15 protein-coding genes are annotated in these 21,042 nt (G+C 69.2%); 10 read left to right on the top strand and 5 right to left on the bottom strand.

The genetic code is table 11. The features are described 5' to 3' along the window. Positions 1-160: 160 nt before the first annotated feature. From LIG30_RS23355 to LIG30_RS23345, 3 genes are read left to right on the top strand one after another with little or no spacing between them, the layout of a single operon-like run. On the top strand, positions 161-1,210 hold the full coding sequence (locus tag LIG30_RS23355; RefSeq protein WP_038715933.1) for a Fe(3+) ABC transporter substrate-binding protein: 1,050 nt from the start codon (positions 161-163) through the stop codon (positions 1,208-1,210). Continuing rightward, on the top strand, positions 1,131-2,783 hold the full coding sequence (locus tag LIG30_RS23350) for an ABC transporter permease (protein ID WP_038715931.1): 1,653 nt from the start codon (positions 1,131-1,133) through the stop codon (positions 2,781-2,783). Before LIG30_RS23355 ends, LIG30_RS23350 begins: the two co-directional genes overlap by 80 nt. 4 nt (positions 2,784-2,787) lie before the next feature. Beyond that, entirely contained in the window at positions 2,788-3,561 is a 774-nt protein-coding gene (locus tag LIG30_RS23345) for an ABC transporter ATP-binding protein (RefSeq protein ID WP_038715929.1), read from the top strand. A gap of 62 nt (positions 3,562-3,623) precedes the next feature. Here the strand turns inward: LIG30_RS23345 and LIG30_RS23340 are convergent, their stop codons facing one another. Continuing rightward, positions 3,624-4,094, bottom strand: a complete 471-nt coding sequence (locus LIG30_RS23340) for an Lrp/AsnC family transcriptional regulator (protein ID WP_038715928.1) — start codon at positions 4,092-4,094, stop codon at positions 3,624-3,626. 158 nt (positions 4,095-4,252) lie between these two features. Between LIG30_RS23340 and LIG30_RS23335 the strand changes: the two genes are divergently transcribed. Further along, positions 4,253-4,912 carry a cysteine dioxygenase family protein gene (locus tag LIG30_RS23335; protein ID WP_152986213.1) on the top strand — a complete coding sequence of 220 codons (660 nt, stop codon included), beginning with the start codon at positions 4,253-4,255 and terminating at the stop codon, positions 4,910-4,912. 125 nt (positions 4,913-5,037) lie between these two features. Here the strand turns inward: LIG30_RS23335 and LIG30_RS23330 are convergent, their stop codons facing one another. The 4 genes from LIG30_RS23330 to LIG30_RS23315 form a co-directional block, all read right to left on the bottom strand. After that, positions 5,038-7,356, bottom strand: a complete 2,319-nt coding sequence (locus LIG30_RS23330) for a mechanosensitive ion channel family protein (RefSeq protein ID WP_442856881.1) — start codon at positions 7,354-7,356, stop codon at positions 5,038-5,040. A 215-nt stretch (positions 7,357-7,571) separates the two neighbouring features. Further along, on the bottom strand, positions 7,572-8,213 hold the full coding sequence (locus LIG30_RS23325; protein WP_038715927.1) for an NAD(P)-dependent oxidoreductase: 642 nt from the start codon (positions 8,211-8,213) through the stop codon (positions 7,572-7,574). Positions 8,214-8,342: 129 nt separating this feature from the next. Next, positions 8,343-8,798 (bottom strand): Rrf2 family transcriptional regulator, encoded by a 456-nt coding sequence (locus LIG30_RS23320; protein ID WP_038715926.1) that lies wholly within the window; start codon positions 8,796-8,798, stop codon positions 8,343-8,345. Positions 8,799-8,891: 93 nt separating this feature from the next. After that, positions 8,892-9,326 carry a hypothetical protein gene (locus LIG30_RS23315; protein WP_038715937.1) on the bottom strand — a complete coding sequence of 145 codons (435 nt, stop codon included), beginning with the start codon at positions 9,324-9,326 and terminating at the stop codon, positions 8,892-8,894. Between the two features lie 79 nt (positions 9,327-9,405). Between LIG30_RS23315 and LIG30_RS23310 the strand changes: the two genes are divergently transcribed. The 6 genes from LIG30_RS23310 to LIG30_RS23285 all read left to right on the top strand — a co-directional run bounded on the left by LIG30_RS23310 (position 9,406) and on the right by LIG30_RS23285 (position 20,999). Then, positions 9,406-9,885, top strand: a complete 480-nt coding sequence (locus tag LIG30_RS23310) for a hypothetical protein (protein ID WP_235510379.1) — start codon at positions 9,406-9,408, stop codon at positions 9,883-9,885. A 240-nt stretch (positions 9,886-10,125) separates the two neighbouring features. Next, positions 10,126-11,319, top strand: coding sequence for an ammonium transporter (locus LIG30_RS23305; RefSeq protein WP_038715922.1), 1,194 nt, complete (start codon positions 10,126-10,128; stop codon positions 11,317-11,319). 834 nt (positions 11,320-12,153) lie between these two features. Then, positions 12,154-12,978, top strand: coding sequence for an IclR family transcriptional regulator (locus tag LIG30_RS23300; protein WP_038715921.1), 825 nt, complete (start codon positions 12,154-12,156; stop codon positions 12,976-12,978). 224 nt (positions 12,979-13,202) lie between these two features. Beyond that, positions 13,203-14,573: an MdtA/MuxA family multidrug efflux RND transporter periplasmic adaptor subunit gene (locus tag LIG30_RS23295; RefSeq protein ID WP_038715919.1), complete on the top strand. Its 1,371-nt coding sequence runs from the start codon at positions 13,203-13,205 to the stop codon at positions 14,571-14,573. 15 nt (positions 14,574-14,588) lie between these two features. Then, positions 14,589-17,702 (top strand): MdtB/MuxB family multidrug efflux RND transporter permease subunit, encoded by a 3,114-nt coding sequence (locus LIG30_RS23290; RefSeq protein ID WP_038715916.1) that lies wholly within the window; start codon positions 14,589-14,591, stop codon positions 17,700-17,702. After that, positions 17,703-20,999 (top strand): efflux RND transporter permease subunit, encoded by a 3,297-nt coding sequence (locus tag LIG30_RS23285; protein WP_038715914.1) that lies wholly within the window; start codon positions 17,703-17,705, stop codon positions 20,997-20,999. Positions 21,000-21,042 lie beyond the last annotated feature (43 nt).

Raw genomic sequence — 21,042 nt, 5'->3', positions numbered from 1 at the left:
GCCACGCCCCTTTCCCACGCCCCCGCCAACCTTTCATTTGATAATCATTCCCATTTCGAATTAGAATCCAGATTCTTTCATTTCGTAATGTCTCCGGCGTTTCGCGCGGCAAGCGCGGCCCGGAACATCCCCGTCACCTCCCTGTCCAACCGGAGCCTTCATGTCGCACTCGCGCATTCGCCTGCTTCCGCTCGTCCGCACCCTCGCCCTCGCCGCCACCGCGCTCGGCGCCGCGCCGCTCGCGCAGGCTGCCGACGAAGTCAGCCTGTACACAACTCGCGAGCCGAAGCTGATCCAGCCGCTGATCGACGCGTTCACGAAACAAAGCGGCGTGAAGGTCAACACCGTGTTCGTGAAGGACGGGCTGCTCGAGCGCGTGAAGGCGGAAGGCGCGCAGTCGCCGGCCGACGTGCTGATGACAGTCGACATCGGCAACCTGCTCGATCTCGTCGACGGCGGGCTCACGCAGCCGGTGCGCTCGAAGGCGCTCGACGACGCGATTCCCGCCAACCTGCGCGGCGCGCAGGGCGACTGGTACGCGCTGTCGCTGCGCGACCGCGTGCTGTACGTCGAGAAGGACCTGAAGGTCGACGCGTTCCGCTACGAAGACCTGGCCGATCCGAAGTGGAAGGGCAAGGTGTGCATCCGTTCAGGCCAGCATCCGTACAACACCGCGCTCGTCGCCGCGATGATCGCGCACGACGGCGAGGCCGCGACCGAGCAATGGCTGCGCGGCGTGAAGGCGAACCTCGCGCGCAAGGCGACCGGCGGCGATCGCGACGTCGCGCGCGACATCCTCGGCGGCATCTGCGACATCGGCCTCGCGAACGCGTACTACGTCGGCCACATGAAGCATGCCGAGCCCGGCACCGACGCACGCAAGTGGGGCGACGCGATCAAGGTCGTGCGCCCGACCTTCGCGAACGCGAAAAGCGGCGGCACGCACGTCAACGTCAGCGGCGCGGCGGTCGCGAGGCACGCGCCGCACAGGGCCAACGCGGTCAGGTTGCTCGAATACCTGGTGTCGCCGGACGCGCAGACGCTGTACGCGCAGGCGAACTATGAATACCCGGTGCGCGCGAACGTGAAGCTCGACCCGGTCATCGCGGGATTCGGGCCGCTGACGGTCGATCCGCTCCCGCTCGCCGAGATCGCGAAGCACCGCAAGCAGGCAAGCCGGCTGGTCGACAAGGTCGGCTTTGACAACTGACGCTCCGCTCGCCGCGCTCGTCGGCGCCGCGCTGCAGTCGGATTTCGCGCACTGGCGCCACCTCGCCGCGTTCGTGCTGCCGCAGGCGCTCGCCAATACGCTGCTGCTGCTCGCGGGCGTCGGCGCGATCGTCGCGATCGTCGGCACCGGCGCCGCGTGGCTCGTGACCGCATACGATTTCCCGGGCCGGCGCGTGCTCGCGTGGGCGCTGCTGCTGCCGCTCGCGGTGCCCACCTACATCGTCGCGTTCGCCTATCTCGACCTGCTGCACCCGATCGGCCCGGTGCAGGGCGCGATCCGCGGGCTGCTCGGCTTCGACAGCCCGCGCCAGTTCCGCCTGCCCGATCTGCGGTCGCTGCCCGGCGCGATCTTCGTGCTCGGCTTCGTGCTGTATCCCTATGTGTACCTGAGCACGCGCGCGATGTTCGTCACACAGTCCGCGAGCCTGCTCGAAGCGGCGCGCACGCTCGGCGCGGGCCGCTTCGCGACGTTCTGGCGCGTCGTCGTGCCGCTCGCGCGCCCGGCGATCGCGGTCGGCGTGAGCCTCGCGCTGCTCGAAACGCTGAACGACATCGGCGCGTCCGAGTTTCTCGGCGTGCAGACCCTCACGGTGGCCGTCTACACGACCTGGATCACGCGCTCCGATCTCGCCGGCGCCGCGCAGATCGCGCTCGCGATGCTCTCGATCGTGGCCGGCATGATCCTGCTCGAACGCGTCGGGCGCCGCCGCCAGCGCTACGCGCACGGACGGCGGATGCGGCCGATCGCGCCGCGCCGCCTGACGGGCGCGGGCGCCTGGAGCGCCGCGGCGCTCGGCTGGCTGCCGGTGCTGCTCGGCTTCGGCGCGCCGGCCGCGTACCTCGCGGTGGAAACGGGCAAGCGGCTGCATCTCTTCGGCGGCGTGTCCGCGCAGTTGCTGACGGGACTCGTCAACACGCTGACGGTCGCCGCCGCGGCCACCGCGGCGACGCTCGCCGGCGGGCTGATCGTCGCGTGGGCCGCGCGCGCGCAGCGCGACAGCGCGGGCGCACGGCCGGGCCGCGTCTGCGCGCAAATCGCCAGCCTCGGCTATGCGGTGCCGGGCACCGTGCTCGCGATCGGCCTGCTGATGCCGCTGTCCGCCGCCGACCGGCTGGCCGGCGCCGCGCTCGGACGCGACGGCCTGATCCTGATGGGCTCGGCCGCCGCACTGGTGCTCGCGTACACGGTGCGCTTCCTGGCGATCTCGACGGGCAGCGTCGAAGCCGGTCTCGCGCGCATTCCGCCGTCGCTCGAACAGGCGGCCCGCTCGCTCGGCGAGACGGCGGGCGGCACGTTGCGGCGCGTGCATCTGCCGCTGCTGCGGCCCGCGCTGACGACGAGCGCGCTGCTCGTGTTCGTCGACGCCATGAAGGAACTGCCCGCGACGCTGCTGCTGCGCCCGCTCAACTTCGACACGCTTGCGACCTGGCTGTACGCGGAAGCGGCGCGCGGCACCTACGAGGAAGGCGCGGTCGCCGCGCTCGCGATCGTGCTCGCCGGGCTCGTGCCCGTGATCCTGCTCGCGCGCACCTCGCACAAGATCGGACATTGACAACGTGAACCTGCTCGAACTCGACGCCATTACCCTCGCCTACGATACCCCGCACGGCCGCCGCGCGGTGGTCGACGGGCTGAGCCTCGCGCTCGCGCGCGGCGACATCGGCTGCCTGCTCGGCGCGTCCGGTTGCGGCAAGACGACCGCGCTGCGCGCGATCGCGGGCTTCGAGCCGGTGCGCGCGGGCGCCATCCGGCTCGACGGCGCGACGATCGCGTCGCCCGCCGTCGACGTGCCGCCGGAACGGCGGCGCGTCGGCATGATGTTTCAGGACTACGCGCTGTTTCCGCATCTGTCCGTCGCGGACAACGTCGGCTTCGGGCTGCGCCGCGCGTCGAAGGGCGAGCGGCGCGCACGCGTGGCGGACATGCTCGCGCTCGTCGGGCTGGCCGATGCGGCCGGCGCATTTCCGCACGAACTGTCCGGCGGCCAGCAGCAGCGCGTCGCGCTCGCCCGTGCGCTCGCGCCATCGCCGGAACTGCTGCTGCTCGACGAGCCGTTCTCGAATCTGGACGTCGACACCCGCGAGCGGCTCGCGTTCGAAGTACGCGACATCCTGAAGCGCACCGGTCATACGGCGATCCTCGTCACGCATAACCAGGCGGAAGCGTTCGCGATCGCCGACCGCATCGGCGTGATGCAGCACGGCCGGCTCGCCCAATGGGACACGCCGCATGCGCTCCATCACCATCCGGCAAGCGCGTCCGTCGCGGAATTCGTGCGTTGCGACACGCTGGCCGAGCAGCGCGAACGCGCGCTTGCGCGCGGGGGGTAGATCGTCGCCCCCGCCCGCGTGCGGCGGCCCGGTGCGGGGCCGGCGCGCGCAGGCAGCCCGGTTCAGGCCGGTTCGGCCGGGTCGCGCACCGGCAGCGCGGTCGAATACTTGATCTGCTCCATCGCGAACGACGAGCTGACGTCGAATAGCGGCACCGCGCGGATCAATTGCTTGTAGACGCGATCGTAATCGTCGATGCCGGCCACGACGACGCGCAACAGGTAATCGGTCTCGCCACTCATCCGGTAGACCTCGACGACCTCCGGCATGTCGCGCACTGCCTGCGTGAATCGCTGCGCCCACTCTTCGGTATGCTGATTGGTGCGCACGGCAACGAACACCGTCGTGCCGACACCCAGCTTGCCCGGATCGCACAGCGCCACCTGTGCGCGGATGACGCCCGTTTCCTTCATACGCTGCACCCGCTTCCAGCATGGCGTCTGCGACAGGTTCACGCGTTGCGCCAGCTCCGCGACGGGCAGCGTGGCATCCGCCTGCAGCAACTCGAGCAGCTTGCGATCGATGGCATCCATTTCCCCGGCCTCCGTCGGATAGAAATTTGTTCTATTAATACACGATATCGAGGAACAATATGGAATCCGTTTCTCTGTGTCGACAGGTATAAATACGCATCGGGCCCGCACCTGCCGTGCATGCGCTCCGCCCCGACGACAACGACAAAGAGAACGCCATGCCATCGTCAGCCCCGCTTTCCGCATACGCCGCTCCCGCATCGCGCACCGCGCCGGGGTTGACGCGCCACGCGCCCGCCGGCGCCGCGGCGACGGTGCCGGCCGAACGGCCGGCGCTCGCGCGCCTGTGCCGTCAGATCGACGATGCATTCGATGTCGTCGCGGCGTGGCCCGATCCGTCTCAGCATGCCGAATTCGCGCGCCGCGTGCGCGCGGCCCTCGCCGACGCAGGCGCGGCCGACGCGTGGCTGACGGACGCGGAACGCGCGTGCGATCCGCAGCGCTACTGCCGGCACCTGCTCGCGGCCGATCCGCTCGGGCGCTACGCGATCGTGTCGCTGGTCTGGCGTCCCGGCCAGTGGAGTCCCGTGCACGGCCACCGGACGTGGTGCGGCTATACGGTACTCGACGGCACCCTCGTCGAAACGCTGTATGACTGGGATGCGGCCGCCGGGCATGCGACCGAGGCACGCCGGCATCCGCGCGAGACCGGCGCGGTGTCGTTCGTGCGACCGGGCGCGCACGGCATCCACCGGCTCGGGCACGGCGGCGACGGCAGTGCGCCGGCAGTCTCGCTGCACGTGTATGGCGTGCCGGGCGAGCGGATCGCGACGCACGTCAACGATCTGGTAACGGTCGCCACGTCCGTTCGCACATAGCGCCTCGCCGCCCGGTGCCAGCGGCAGGCCGCACGCGCCGCCGCAATCCACGCATCACGGCATCACGGCATCACCACACCACCGCATCGCCGCGCAGCAAGCCATGCGCTGCGGGCGCGACCGAGTCAGGCCGCACTGCTGTCGCGCGTGCCGTCGCGCACGCGATCGTGCGCGTCGACGGCCGCCTCGACCGGCACCTCTCGCGCCGGCGGCACGACCTGCATTTGCGGCACGGGAATCTCGATGCCCGCCGCCTCCATCCGCGCCTTCACGCGCGCGTTGAACGCGCGCATCACGGCGGACTGCTGCAGCGGCTGCGTGCGGATCTGGCCCTTGACGATCAGCCAGTTCGGCTCGAAGCGGTCGAGCCCCCACACTTCTACACCGCCGAGCATCAGGCGCCGCGCCGCGGCATCGTCCCACATGTCGGCCCCGGCATCGCGAATGATCTGCGTGACCTCGTCGACGTCCACGGACAACGGCGCGCGCACCTCGAACACCGCGCAGCCGAAGTCGCGCGACAGGTTCTTGACGATCTTGATCTGCGAGAACGGAATCGAGTGCAGTGCACCCTGCCCGTCGCGCAGCCTGACGGTGCGGATCGTCAGGTGCTCGACGGTGCCGGCATGCCCGCCGTCGATGTCGATCCAGTCGCCGACCGAGATCGTGTCCTCGATGATGATGAAAAGCCCGGTGATCAGGTCGGTGACGAGCGACTGCGCGCCGAAGCCGACCGCGAGGCCGATCACGCCCGCGCCGGCGAGCAGCGGCGTCACGTTGATGCCGAGGTTCGCCGCCGTGACGATCGCAGCGGCGGTGATGATCGTGACGAACACCACATTGCGGACGAGCGGCAGCATCGTGCGGGCCCGCACGCCCGGATTGCGGCCCCTGCCGCGCGTGGTCGCCGAATTGAGCGCCTCGAGGATCGCGGTGTCGGCGATGATCCACGCGAGCCACGACACGAACAGCGTGATCACGATCGCGACTGCCGCTTGCGCGATGCCGCGCGCCGCCACGCTGTGCTCGACGATGCGCGCAATCGAGATGCCCCACAGGCGCGAAGTCAGCTCGACGTAGCCGAGCCAGATGAACAGCGTCGCGAGCGAACCGGCGAAGCGCACGAGGCGCGTCACGTAGGCCGAGCGGTTGCGCCGTACGCGCTGGTGCGCCGGATTCGGGCGCGTGACGCGCAGCACGACCGCGGAAAGAAAGAACGCCAGCACGAGAAGCAGCGCGGTAACGACCGAGGTCTGCAGCAGATTCGACGACGAGCGGCTGCCCGCGAGGGTGCCGGACAACGCCGCGAGTGCGAGCAGCAGCACCGGCACCGGCCAGAACGCCGCGGCGAAATCGGCCATCTCGGTCGCCGCCCGGTGGCCGGTGCGCTGCGCGTAGCTGCGGTTGCGGATCAGGTGCGCGACGGGCCGCCGGAACGCGAGCGCGAAGTACGCGCAGAGCGCGGCGGCCACCATGTTGGCGACGGTCGCGATCAGGCCGGCGAGGTTGGCGCCGAGCTGATTCGCGACGTCGTAGTTGAGGGCGGCATCGCCGAGCGCGCCGAACGCGCCGATCACGCGCAGCAGCGGCCACGCGCGCTCGATCAGCACGCGCCCCGCCGTGCGCCGGTGCCCGGCGCTGAACAGCGCGAACATGATCAGGCACAGCGCGGCGAACACGGAGCCCGACACGATCGCATACGCGATCACGAGCGCGACAGTCCGCCCGAGCGATTCGGGCAGGTTGCGGGAGACGAACAGCACGACCGCGAACGCGGCGATCCACGGGCCGACGCGGCGCAGCGCGAACATCAGCATCTCGCGCGCGCCGGGATTCGGATTCAACCGGATGACGGCGCCCGCGCGCGCGGCGAGCCGGCGCTGCAATCCGATCAGCACGGCCGCGCACAGCCCCCAGCCGGCCAGCAGCGCGACGCAATCGAGCAGGATCGCGCCGGGCGACTCCGGCCCGTGCCCGCTCGCCAGCGTATACAGCTCGTTGCCCGCCGCGTTGAAGCGGCCGGCCCAATAGCGCAGCGGCGAATCGGCCTGCCGCATGTTCGCCTCGACGGACGCCATGCCGGACGCGATCGCGCCCCACAGGCCGGCGTTCGCTGCGGCCGACGCGGCCGATGCGGCGGACGCCGCCTGCGCGGTCTGCGCGACGTCGCGCAGCGCCTTGAGTTGCGAGACGAGCGCGTTGCGCTGCCGGTCGTTGTCGAGGATGCGGATGACCGTGTTGAACGATTGCGCGATTTCGGCGGCGCTCGCCGGCGACGGCGCCGAGGCCGGCGCGGCGCCGGACGCGGCGACGCCCGAAGCGGCCGATGCCGCGCCGTCGGCAGCGGGCGCGATCAGCTTCTGGAAGGTGGCGAGCCCGGGCGCGGGCGCCGCGAGCGCCGGTTGCGCGAGCGCGAGGGCGAATGCTGCGGCGCACGGCGCCAGATGGGGCCGGATCTGCCGCCACGCCACGGCAAGGCCGCACCACCTGGCGGGACGGCGAGCCGTCAAGGCCCGGCCCAGAATATGCAAGACAAGCGAAAGGAACATGCGGTCCTGTCCGGGGAAACACGAACCCTCTAGTTTAGCCGCAAGTCACAGGCGGGCCGCCGGAGCGGGCCGTGCCGGCGGTGGCGGCGGGCCGCCGCCGACCGCGCCGCTCAATACGCGACGGTCGCGAGCTCGCGCACGAAGCGGTTCTGCTCCAGCGCGTCGACGAACGCGACTGCGTAGTCTTCCGCCGAGATCCGGCTGTCGCCGTTCGCGTCGGCGATCAGCGTGCCGGTGCCGGTGCGGAACGCGCCGGTGCGCTCGCCCGGCGCGATCAGCGCGGCCGGCGCAAAGAACGTCCAGTCGAGGTCGTCGACGGTTCGCAGGTAGTCGAGCGCGTCGCGATGCGCGAGCGCAATCGTCTTGTACGCTGCCGGAAAGCCCTCGGTGTCGACCAGCTGCTTGCCCGGCGCGACTTCGAGCGAGCCTGCCCCGCCCACCACGACGACGCGCCTGAGGCCCGCCTGGCGCGCGCCCGCGACGAGCGATCGCGCCGCCGCGACGACCTGCGCCGCGTCTCCCTCTTTCGGGCCGTACGCGCTCGCAACGACGTCGTGCCCCGGCAGCACGGCGGCGATGCTGGCCGCGTCGAACAGATCCGCGGCCTTCGCGGCGATGCCGTCGCCGCTCGCGCCCGGCCGGCGCGACAACGCAGTGACGCGATGCCCGCGGCGCGCGGCTTCCGCGGCGATGCGCGAGCCGATCATGCCCGTGGCGCCGAACAGCGCGATGTTCAAAGTACGTTGCGTCATGTCGATTCTCCTGAGAATTATATGTAACTATATCAATTACATATTTGACCGAAAAAAAATGGGGCGACCGCCCCGTCCCGTCTGCCGCGCTCGCGCGACAGACGGGCGTCCTGCCCTGCTTGCCGGCGCTCAACCGCCGGCGCCAGCCTCGTTACGGCGAAGCTGCTCGGAATTCAGCACGTCCGCCGTCACGTCGGCGAGCGTGCGTGCCGCGAGCGACGCTTCCATCGCGCGCTGCGCGTCGGCGATATAGCCGGTCAGCACGCCCTGGATGTGCCGCCCCACCAGACAGGCGGGATTCGGCGCCTCGCGGTGCAGCGCGAACAGCTGCGCGTCGTCGACGGCCCGGTACACGTCGAGCAGCGTGACGTCGCCCGACTCCCGCGCCAGCAGCGCGCCGCCGCCCGCGCCGAGCTGCGACGTCGTCAGCCCGGCAGCCGCCAGCATCGACAGCAGCCGCCGGATCAGCGCCGGATTGGTGTTCACGCTGCCGGCGATGATGTCGGACGACAGCGGCACGCCCTCCTGCAGCGACAGCAAGGCGAGCACGTGAACGGCAAACGCGAACCGGCTGCTGGTATTCATTTCTGACTCACTCGGCGGCGCCGGCCCGAACCGGCATCCGGCGACAATGTGTAACCATAATAATTACACTTAACGGATCGTGCAAGCGCCATGTCAGCGACTGCTCGCCGGAACCGCGGCCGCGGCGGCGCCCGACGCGCCCTGCCCGCGGCTCCACTGCTGCAGCGTGCGGCCCGCCGCCTCGAGATGCGCGCCGGCTTCGGAGGCGGCCTGACCGAGCACCGCGGAAGCCGCCGCGTTCAGTTGCGCGTGCGCGGCGGCAGTGACGCCGCTCGCGGTGAGCGGCGGCACCGCCGATGCTGCCGATGCGATGCCGGACTTCGCCGCGCCAACCTGCTGATTGACGAAACCCGCCACCTGGTCGAGCTTTTGTGTCGCCTGCCGGGCGACATCGGCGGCCGCGCTGGCGGCCGTGTCGGGCCGCGCGGCCGGCGCGGCGGATTTCTCGCAACCGGCCAGCAGGGCAACCGCACACGCGGCCGCAACCAGCGCGGGCGCGCGTCGCAGTGTCTTCATCACGTTCGTCATTTGCTCTCTCGTGCCGCACGGGCGTGCGGCTGTCCAGTGAACCGACGACGATGATACGCCGATGCGGCCCGGATTCCGCATGTCGCGGCCCGCACCGGTTCGTGCCAGGAACAGGCTCGCGCTGCCTGCCCGCGCCATTTTTCAGACCAGTCTCATATCACGGTACCGGCCGTCGCTCTATAGTGATCTGGCCAAGATTCACGTCGCCGTCCACACGAAGCCCATGAGTTTTCTCGTCAACTGGCTCATCGTCCTGGTGAGCACACTGTCCATCGTCCTCTATCTGAGCCTGCGCACGCCGCACACCAGCCGCGCGGCGCTGGTCGGGCACGAACGCCGCATCGCATCGGCGCGGCTCTTCGCGCAAGCGACACTCGGATTCTGGACCGCTGCGCTCATCGTGGTGCGCGGCATCCTCACGTCCGACGGCACCGAAGCGGCGCATCCGGCATTTACGTCGCTCGCGTTCGCGGCGCTCGGGCTCGCGTCCGTGTCCACGTACTGGTCGGTGTGCGCGCTGCGGCTGCGGCGGCGCCGCCTGACGTTCACGCGCCGCTGACGGCGCACCCGCGCACATCGCCGCGCACCACGCTGCGGCCGACGCGCACCAGATCAGGTCGCGCCGCACCATGCACGTGCGGCACACCTTTACAACGCGCTTTCGCCTACACGCCGCCCGCGCGCGGCGCGCGGCGCAATCCTCGCGGCGACAAGGCCCGCACCAAACCCAGGCAGGCATTCACCGACTTGGCTCGAATTTTGCATTCTATGCCCGTTTTTTGAGCAAGGAAGCATCGGAATGGATGGTCTGAAATCCGGCGTGGATACGCTGTTCCTGTTGATCGGCGCCGTCATGGTGCTCGCGATGCACGCGGGCTTCGCGTTTCTCGAGCTGGGCACCGTTCGCAAGAAGAACCAGGTCAATGCGCTCGTGAAGATCCTGGTCGACTTCTCGGTGTCGACCATCGCGTACTTCTTCATCGGCTACACGATCGCGTACGGCGTCGAGTTCTTCGACGACATCGGCACGTTGTCGCAACACAGCGGCTATGCGCTGGTGCGCTTCTTCTTCCTGCTGACGTTCGCCGCCGCGATTCCCGCCATCATCTCGGGCGGCATCGCCGAGCGCGCGAAATTCAACCCGCAGCTCGTCGCGACGCTGATCATCGTCGGCTTCATCTACCCGTTCGTCGAAGGTGTCGCGTGGAACAACCGGTTCGGCGTCCAGGCGTGGCTCACGCACGCGTTCGGCGCGCCGTTCCACGACTTCGCGGGCTCGGTCGTCGTGCACGCGTTCGGCGGCTGGGTTGCGCTGCCGGCCGTGATGCTGCTCGGCGCGCGCCACGGCCGCTACGGCAACGACGGCCGCATCGCCGCGCATCCGCCGTCGAACATCCCGTTCCTCGCGCTGGGCGCATGGGTGCTCGCGGTCGGCTGGTTCGGCTTCAATGTGATGAGCGCGCAGACGCTCGACAAGGTCAGCGGCCTCGTCGCCGTCAATTCGCTGATGGCGATGGTCGGCGGCACGCTCGCCGCCTGGCTCGCCGGCCGCAACGACCCGGGCTTCACGTACAACGGCCCGCTCGCCGGCCTCGTCGCGGTCTGCGCGGGTTCCGACGTGATGCACCCGATCGGTGCGCTCGTCACCGGCGCGATCGCCGGCGCGCTGTTCGTCGCGATGTTTACCTGCGTGCAGAACAAGTGGCGCATCGACGACGTGCTCGGCGTGTGGCCGCTGCACGGCATGTGCGGCGCGCTCGGCGGCATCGCGGCCGGCGTGTTCGGCCAGCCTACGTTCGGCGGCCTCGGCGGGGTCGCGTTCATGTCGCAGCTCCTCGGCACGCTCGGCGGCATCGCGGTCGCGCTCGCGGGCGGCACGGCCGTCTATGGCGCACTGAAGGCGACCGTCGGCCTGCGGCTCGACCGCGAAGCGGAATTCGACGGCGCGGACCTGTCGATCCACCGCATTTCGGCGACGCCCGACCGCGACTGAGCACGGACGGGGCGCCCTTCAATCCATACGGACACAGATCCGGGTCGCAGGAATCTGCTTTCGGCGCCCCGGCATCTTCGCCAGGTCTTCGATTTGCCTTCGCCTCACCGGCCAGCCGGCGGCGCGAGGGCGAATCTTCCATCGCCCGGAAACGCGCCTCCGACGCGAACAGTGTCGAATGCTTTGGGTCGCCGGCCACGGAAGATTCTCGCCGGTGCGCCGCCCCTGCTCCTCTCCTGCCTCGCGCCGCCCGTCCTGGTAAACGACGGCTGCCGCGACGACAACCACAACGACACCTCGACACCGGCCGCCGCTGCGCTCGCCGCGGCACGAGCGTCGGCTGCCTGACGGCCGGACCGGCAGCATCGCGCTCGCGAAGGCCCAAACCCGCCTCATCTCGCTTCATTCGCGACCTCGCGCCGTCTCTTGCGCGACACCTCGTCGGGGGCACCGCGCTTTTTCCTCTGACACGCCCGCCAACGCACGCGCAAAAAAAAAGCGCCACGGAGACCGTGGCGCTAAAAAAGTTCTAGCCATTCCGAGGGCCGTGCTAGAACCTGAGAGACTGCGCGAAACAGCGTTGCGGGTTAAACTCCGAAACGATGTTTCGAAAACATGAGATATTTTTTCCGTTTCCGAAGGACAAGTCAAGCGGAAATTGCACGGAGCGCACGGTTTCACCTCCCTGAAAAACTCAGCATTTCCCTAACAAACCAAGGGTGAGCCCGAAAATTCGCATCTCGTGAATGGTTTGGTCTGATAGTATGCATATTCCGGCAATCATCTTACGATTCCAACAAAATTGAAATCGAGTTTCGGAAAAGAGAGTTATCCGTGTCGACACAAGTGAATGCCTCCCCGTCCCGCGAACGCGAATCGTCGCCGGACGAAATCACTGCCCTTGCGCGTGGCCTCTCGGTGCTGCGCCGTATCGCGGCCGCCGACGCACCGGTCAGCAACCGCGAGCTGGCCGAACTCACCGGCATTCCCAAGCCGACCGTGTCGCGCATCACCGCCACGCTCGTCAGCGCCGGCTTTCTGTTTCAGTTGCCGGACAGCGAGCGCTTCGTGCTCACCGCGTCGGTGCTCGAGCTGAGCCACGGCTTCCTGCGCAACTTCGACATCCGCGCCCGCACGCGGCCGTTCCTGATCGAGCTGGCCGAACGCACGTCGCTGTCGGTGCACCTCGCGGTGCGCGACCGGCTCGACATGGTGGCGATCGACGTGATCCGGCCGCGCTCGGCGGTGCTCGTCACGCGCCTCGAAATCGGCTCGCGGATGGACATCGCGCGCACCGCGGTGGGACGCGCGTATCTCGCCGCGCTCGAGGACGACGAGCGCAACGAGCTGATCCGCGCGCTGCAGGCGGCCTCCGGCGACGACTGGCCGCACATCGTCGAGCGGCTGAATCCGGCGCTCGACGAGGCGATGCGCACCGGGTACTCGATCGCGCTCGGCGAATGGCGCGAAGGCCTGAACGCGATCGCCGCGGGCTTCGTCGGCCCGTCGGGCCAGCGCTATTCGGTCAATTGCGGCGGCTCGGCGCATCAGTGCACGCCGGAGTGGCTCGCCGCGCACGCGATGCCGGCGCTGCACGACTGCATCGCGAAGATCACCCGCGAGATCGGCGGCTCGCCCGCCCGCCGGCGCGACGCCTGACCTGACGCACGCATGCGATCTGTAACGATCGTAATCCGTTGAAAGATGGATCGCTGGACTGTAACGGGGCCGGGACGTAGGATCATGCCGATCATCGCGCCGCTTCGAGCGGTGCGCGCCGCTCTTTTCCCGCGTGAGCCGGGGCCGGGCCGGCCCGCCTGCACGCCGCATGCACACGCGCAGCCCGCCTTGCGGCGCGCTGCGCCGTCATCCAGACCGAATCGATGGACAATCAACACAAGCCCTCGTCTCCCGCGCAGGAACCTGCGCCTCCCTACGCCGGCGCGCCACGCCCGCGCCGCAAGCTGCTCGCCGGCGTGCTCGCGCTCGCGGCGGCGGGCGGGCTGCTGTGGTGGCATCCGTGGAACGCGTCGCCGGCCAGCACACCGGCCGGCAAGTCCGGCGCGGGCGGCGGCCGCGGCGGCCCCGCCGCGATGGCCAACCTGCCGCAGCCGGTGCAGGTCGCGACCGCGAGCCGCGGCGAGATGCCGATCGTGATCTCGGCGCTCGGCACCGTCACGCCGCTCGCGAACGTCACCGTGCGGACCCAGCTCTCCGGCTACCTGCAAGCGGTCGCGTTCCAGGAAGGCCAACTGGTGAAGAAAGGCGACGTGCTCGCGCAGATCGACCCGCGCCCGTATCAGAACACGCTCGCGAACGCCGAAGGCACGCTCGCGCGCGACTCCGCTCTTCTCGCGACCGCGCGGCTCGACCTGAAGCGCTATCAGGCGCTGCTCGCGCAGGATTCGATCGCATCGCAAACGGTCGATACGCAGGCGTCGCTCGTCAAGCAGTACGAAGGCACGGTGAAGACCGACGCGGCGGCGATCGCGTCGGCGAAGCTCAACCTCGACTACGCGCGCATCACCGCGCCGGTGTCGGGCCGCGTGGGCCTGCGCCAGGTCGACGCGGGCAACTACGTGACGCCGTCCGACACGAACGGCATCGTGGTGCTCGCGCAGGTGCAGCCGATCAGCGTGATCTTCACGACCTCCGAGGACAACCTGCCGGCGATCCTCAAGCAGGTCAACGCCGGGCAGAAGCTGCCGGTCACGGCCTACAACCGCAACAACACGGTGCCGCTCGAAGCCGGCGCGCTCGAGACGCTCGACAACCAGATCGACACGGCCACCGGCACGATCAAGCTGCGCGCGACCTTCGCGAACCGCGACGGGCTGCTGTTCCCGAATCAGTTCGTCAATGCGCGGCTGCTCGTCGACACGATCCGCGACGCGACGATCGTGCCGACCGCCGCGGTGCTGAACGGCTCGATCGGGCAGTTCGTCTACGTCGTCAAGCCGGACAGCACGGTGACGGTGCGCAAGGTCAAGACCGGCCCGGTCGACGGCGAGCGCACCAGCATCGTCGACGGCCTCGCCGTCGGCGAGCGGGTCGTCACGGACGGTTCGGACCGCCTGCGCGAAGGCGCGAAGATCACGATTCCGGCCGACAAGCCGAAGCGCGCGGCCGGCGCATCGGGCGCGAAAGGCGCACCGGGTGCGTCGGGCACGAAAGGCGCACCGGGTGCGTCGGGCACGAAAGGCGGCCAGCATGGCCAGCACCGCGCGGGCGCGTCGCAGACGCCCGCCCCCTGACGCGCGGGCCGCCCGATGAATCCGTCCCGCATCTTCATTCTCCGGCCGGTCGGCACCGCGCTCCTGATGGCCGCGATCATGCTCGCCGGCTTCGTCGCGCTGCGCTTCCTGCCGCTCGCCGCGCTGCCCCAGGTCGACTACCCGACCATCCAGGTGCAGACCTTCTACCCCGGCGCGAGCCCCGAGGTGATGACGTCGTCGGTCACGGCGCCGCTCGAACGGCAGTTCGGGCAGATGCCGTCGCTGAACCAGATGTCGTCGCAAAGCTCGGCGGGCGCGTCGGTGATCACGCTGCAGTTCAGCCTCGACCTGCCGCTCGACATCGCCGAGCAGGAAGTGCAGGCCGCGATCAACGCGGCCGGCAACCTGCTGCCGTCCGACCTGCCCGCGCCGCCGATCTACGCGAAGGTCAACCCGGCCGACGCGCCGGTGCTGACGCTCGCCGTCTCGTCGAAGACGCTGCCGCTCACGCAGGTGCAGGATCTCGCCGATACGCGGCTCGCGATGAAGATCTCGCAGGTCGCGGGCGTCGGCCTCGTCAGCCTGTCGGGCGGCAACCGCCCGGCCGTGCGGATCCAGGCGAACCCGACCGCGCTCGCGCAGTACGGCCTGAACCTCGACGACCTGCGCACGACGATCTCGAACCTGAACGTCAACACGCCGAAGGGCAACTTCGACGGCCCGACGCGCGCCTACACGATCAACGCGAACGACCAGCTGACGAGCGCCGACCAGTACCAGAGCGCCGTGGTCGCGTACAAGAGCGGCCGGCCGGTGATGCTCACCGACGTCGCGAGGATCGTCGACGGCTCGGAGAACACCAAGCTCGGCGCGTGGGTCGACTCGGAGCAGGCGATCATCCTCAACGTGCAGCGCCAGCCGGGCGCGAACGTGATCCAGACCGTCGACAGCATCAAGGCGCTGTTGCCGAAGCTGCAGGAAACGCTGCCTGCCTCGCTCGACGTGCGCGTCGTCACCGACCGCACGACGATGATCCGCGCGGCGGTGCGCGACGTGCAGTTCGAGCTGATGGTCGCAGTCGCGCTGGTCGTGCTGGTGATGTACCTGTTCCTCGCGAACGTCTACGCGACGATCATCCCGAGCCTGTCGGTGCCGCTGTCGCTGATCGGCACGCTCGCGGTGATGTACCTCGCCGGCTTCTCGCTGAACAACCTGTCGCTGATGGCGCTGACGATCGCGACCGGCTTCGTCGTCGATGACGCGATCGTGATGATCGAGAACATCGCGCGCTACGTCGAGGAAGGCGACACGCCGCTCGAAGCGGCGCTGAAGGGCTCGAAGCAGATCGGCTTCACGATCATCTCGCTGACGGTCTCGCTGATCGCGGTGCTGATCCCGCTGCTCTTCATGGGCGACGTGGTCGGCCGGCTGTTCCACGAATTCGCGATCACGCTCGCGGTGACGATCGTGATTTCCGCGATCGTGTCGCTGACGCTCGTGCCGATGATGTGCGCGAAGCTGCTGCGCCACACGCCGCCGGTCGAGAACCACCGCTTTGAGACGAAGGTGCACCATGCGATCGACCGCATGATCGCCCGCTACGCGGTCGCGCTCGAATGGGTGCTGAACCGCCGCCGCTCGACGCTGGTGGTCGCGGTGCTGACGCTCGTGCTGACGGGCGTCCTGTACGTCGCGATTCCGAAGGGCTTTTTCCCCGCGCAGGACACCGGCGCGATCCAGGGGATCACGCAGGCGCCGCAGTCGATCTCGTACGGCGCGATGGCCGAGCGCCAGCAGCAGCTCGCCGCCGAGATCCTGAAGGACCCGAACGTCGAGAGCCTGACGTCGTTCATCGGCGTCGACGGCACCAACATCACGCTCAACAGCGGCCGGATGCTGATCAACCTGAAGCAGCGCGACGAACGCAAGGAAACGGCGGCCGAGATCATCCGCGACCTGCAGCAGCGCGTATCGCACGTGCCGGGCATCTCGCTCTACATGCAGCCGGTGCAGGATCTGACGATCGACTCGACGGTCAGCCCGACGCAGTACCAGTTCATGCTGACGAGCCCGAACATCGACGAGTTCGCGACCTGGGTGCCGAAGCTCGTGTCGCGGCTGAAGCAGGAGCCGTCGCTCGCCGACGTCGCGACCGACCTGCAGAACGGCGGCCAGTCGGTCTACGTGGAAATCGACCGCGCGAGCGCCGCGCGCTTCGGCATCACGCCCGCGACCGTCGACAACGCGCTGTACGACGCGTTCGGCCAGCGCATCGTGTCGACGATCTTCACGCAGTCGAACCAGTACCGCGTGATCCTCGAATCCGAGCCGCAGATGCAGCACTACACGCGGTCGCTGAACGACATCTACCTGCCGTCGGCCGGCGGCGGCCAGGTGCCGCTCGCGTCGATCGCGACGTTCCACGAGCGGCCGTCGCCGCTGCTGGTGTCGCACCTGTCGCAGTTCCCGTCGACGACGGTGTCGTTCAACCTCGCGCCGGGCGCGTCGCTCGGCGAGGCGGTGAAGGCGATCGACGCGGCGGAGAAGGACATCGGGCTGCCGGCGTCGTTCCAGACCCGCTTCCAGGGCGCGGCGCTGGCGTTCCAGGCGTCGCTGTCGAACCAGCTGTTCCTGATCCTCGCGGCGGTCATCACGATGTACATCGTGCTCGGCGTGCTGTACGAGAGCTACATCCACCCGGTCACGATCCTGTCGACGCTGCCGTCGGCCGGCGTCGGCGCGCTGCTCGCGCTGATGCTGACCGGCCATGACCTCGACATCATCGGCATCATCGGCATCGTGCTCCTGATCGGCATCGTGAAGAAGAACGCGATCATGATGATCGACTTCGCGCTCGAGGCCGAGCGCGTGGAAGGCAAGCCGCCGCGCGAGGCGATCTACCAGGCGTGCCTGCTGCGCTTCCGCCCGATCCTGATGACGACGCTCGCCGCGCTGCTCGGCGCGGTGCCGCTGATCGTCGGTTCCGGCGCGGGCTCCGAGCTGCGCCAGCCGCTCGGCATCGCGATCGCGGGCGGCCTGATCGTGTCGCAGGTGCTGACGCTGTTCACGACCCCGGTGATCTATCTCGGCTTCGACTCGCTCGCGCGCCGCCTGCGCGCGTGGTTCGAACGCAACGGCCCCGCCGCCGGCACGCGCACGGATGCGTAAATGAACCTGTCGCGCCCCTTCATCACCCGGCCCGTCGCGACGACGCTGCTCGCGCTCGGCGTCGCGCTCGCCGGCCTGTTCGCGTTCATCCTGCTGCCGGTGTCGCCGCTGCCGCAGGTCGATTTCCCGACGATCTCGGTGCAGGCGTCGCTGCCCGGCGCGAGCCCGGAGACGGTCGCGACCAGCGTGACGAGCCCGCTCGAGCGGCACCTCGGCTCAATCGCCGACGTGAGCGAGATGACGTCGTCGAGCACCGTCGGCAACGCGCGGATCACGCTGCAGTTCGGCCTGAGCCGCGACATCGACGGCGCCGCGCGCGACGTGCAGGCCGCGATCAACGCCGCGCGCGCCGACCTGCCCGCGAGCCTCAAGAGCAACCCGACCTACCGCAAGGTCAACCCGGCGGATTCGCCGATCATGATCGTGTCGCTGACGTCGAAGACCTCGCCGCCGGCGAAGCTGTACGACGCGGCGTCGACGGTGCTGCAGCAATCGCTGTCGCAGATCGACGGCATCGGCCAGGTGGCGGTCAGCGGCTCGGCAAACCCGGCGGTGCGCGTCGAGCTGGAACCGCATGCGCTGTTCCACTACGGGATCGGGCTCGAGGACGTGCGCGCCGCGCTCGCGTCGGCGAACGCGAACAGCCCGAAGGGCGCGATCGAGTTCGGCCCGCAGCGCTTCCAGCTCTATACGAACGACCAGGCGTCGGAAGCGTCGCAATACCGCGACCTCGTGGTCGCGTACCGCGACCACGCGGCGGTGCGCCTGTCGGATGTGTCGGACGTCGTCGATTCCGTCGAGGACCTGCGCAACCTCGGCCTCGCGAACGGCGAGCGCGCGGTGCTCGTGATCCTGTATCGCGCGCCCGGCGCGAACATCATCGAGACCATCGACCGCGTGCGCGCCGCGCTGCCGCAGCTCACCGCCGCACTGCCCGCGGACATCGAGGTGACGCCGGTGCTCGACCGCTCGACAACGATCCGCGCGTCGCTGAAGGACACCGAGCACACGCTGCTGATCGCGGTCGGCCTCGTCGTGATGGTCGTGTTCCTGTTCCTGCGCAACTGGCGCGCGACGCTGATCCCGAGCGTCGCGGTGCCGATCTCGATCGTCGGCACGTTCGGCGCGATGTACCTGCTCGGCTTCTCGATCGACAACCTGTCGCTGATGGCGCTGATCGTCGCGACCGGCTTCGTCGTCGACGACGCGATCGTCGTGCTGGAAAACATCGCGCGCCACATCGAGAACGGCACGCCCCGGCTGCAGGCCGCGTTCGACGGCGCGCGCGAGGTCGGCTTCACGGTGCTGTCGATGAGCCTGTCGCTCGTCGCGGTGTTCATCCCGATCCTGCTGATGGGCGGCATCGTCGGACGCCTGTTCCGCGAGTTCGCGCTGACGCTGTCGCTCGCGATCGCGGTGTCGCTCGCGGTGTCGCTGACCGTCACGCCGATGATGTGCGCACGCCTGCTGCCCGACGTGCACAACCCGGGCGACCAGGGGCCGCTCGCGCGCTGGCTCGAGCGCGGCTTCGCGCGGCTGCAGCGCGGCTACGAACGCTCGCTGTCGTGGGCGCTGCGCCATCCGTTCGCGATCCTGCTGGTGCTGCTCGCGACGATCGGGCTGAACGTCTATCTGTACGTCGTCGTGCCGAAGGGCTTTTTCCCGCAGCAGGACACGGGGCTGATGATCGGCGGCATCCAGGCCGACCAGAGCACGTCGTTCCAGGCGATGAAGCTCAAGTTCGGCGAAATGATGCGGATCGTGCAGGCCAACCCGAACGTGAAGAGCGTCGCCGGCTTCACCGGCGGCGCGCAGACCAACTCCGGCTTCATGTTCGTCACGCTGAAGGACCGCACCGAGCGCAAGCTGTCCGCCGACCAGGTGATCCAGCAGCTGCGCCGGCCGCTCGGCGACGTCGCCGGCGCGCGCACGTTCCTGCAGGCCGCGCAGGACATCCGCGTCGGCGGCCGCCAGAGCAATGCGCAGTACCAGTTCACGCTGCTCGGCGACTCCAGCGCCGATCTGTACAAGTGGGGGCCGCGCCTGACCGACGCGCTGCAAAAGCGCGCCGAGCTGACCGACGTGAACTCCGACCAGCAGCAGGGCGGGCTCGAGGCGATGGTGACGATCGACCGCGAGACGGCCTCGCGACTCGGCATCAAGCCTTCGCAGATCGACAACACGCTGTACGACGCGTTCGGCCAGCGCCAGGTCTCGACGATCTACAACCCGCTGAACCAGTACCACGTCGTGATGGAGGTCGCGCCGAAATACTGGCAGAGCCCGGAAATGCTCGACCAGGTGTGGATCAGCACGACGGGGGCGAGCGCGAACGGCTCGCAGACCACCAATGCGCCGGCCGGCACCTACGCCGCGGGGGCGGGAACGGCTGGAACCACCGTGCAGAGCGCCGCGTCGGTCGCGTCCGATTCGGCACGCAACCAGGCGCTCAACTCGATCGCGTCGAGCGGCAAGTCGAGCGCGTCGGCCGGCGCGGCCGTGTCGACGTCGAAATCGACGATGGTGCCGCTGTCGACGATCGCGACCTTCGGGCCGAGCACCACGCCGCTCGCGGTCAATCACCAGGGCCTGTTCGTCGCGACGACGATCTCGTTCAACCTGCCGCCGGGCGTGTCGCTGTCGACCGCGACGCGGGCGATCTACGCGACGATGGCGGAAATCGGCATGCCGCCGACGATCCACGGCAGCTTCCAGGGCACCGCGCAGGCGTTCCAGCAATCGCTGAGCGACCAGCCGCTGCTGATCCTCGCGGCGCTCGCGGCCGTCTACATCGTGCTCGGCATCCTCTACGAGAGCTACATCCACCCGGTCACGATCCTGTCGACGCTGCCGTCGGCCGGCGTCGGCGCGCTGCTCGGCCTGCTGCTGTTCAGGACCGAGTTCAGCATCATCGCGCTGATCGGCGTGATCCTGCTGATCGGCATCGTGAAGAAGAACGCGATCATGATGGTCGATTTCGCGATCGACGCGTCGCGGCGCGGCCGGTCGTCGCTCGACGCGATCCACGAGGCGTGCCGGCTGCGTTTCCGGCCGATCATGATGACCACGATGGCGGCGCTGCTCGGCGCGCTGCCGCTCGCGTTCGGCAGCGGCGACGGCGCCGAGCTGCGCGCGCCGCTCGGCATCGCGATCGCGGGCGGCCTGATCGTGTCGCAGATGCTGACGCTCTATACGACGCCTGTCGTGTATCTGTACATGGACCGGCTGCGGGTATGGGTCGATCGGCGCAGGCAGCGCGGCACGCCGGCGGGCGGGCCGGCCGCCGCCGGAGACTGATGCGGCCGGTGTAGCCGGTGTAGCCGGTGTAGCCGGTGTGGCC

This window comes from Burkholderia sp. lig30 (genome assembly GCF_000687455.2).
Taxonomy (GTDB): Bacteria; Pseudomonadota; Gammaproteobacteria; order Burkholderiales; family Burkholderiaceae; genus Burkholderia.
This window is presented reverse-complemented; position numbering and strand designations above follow the sequence as displayed.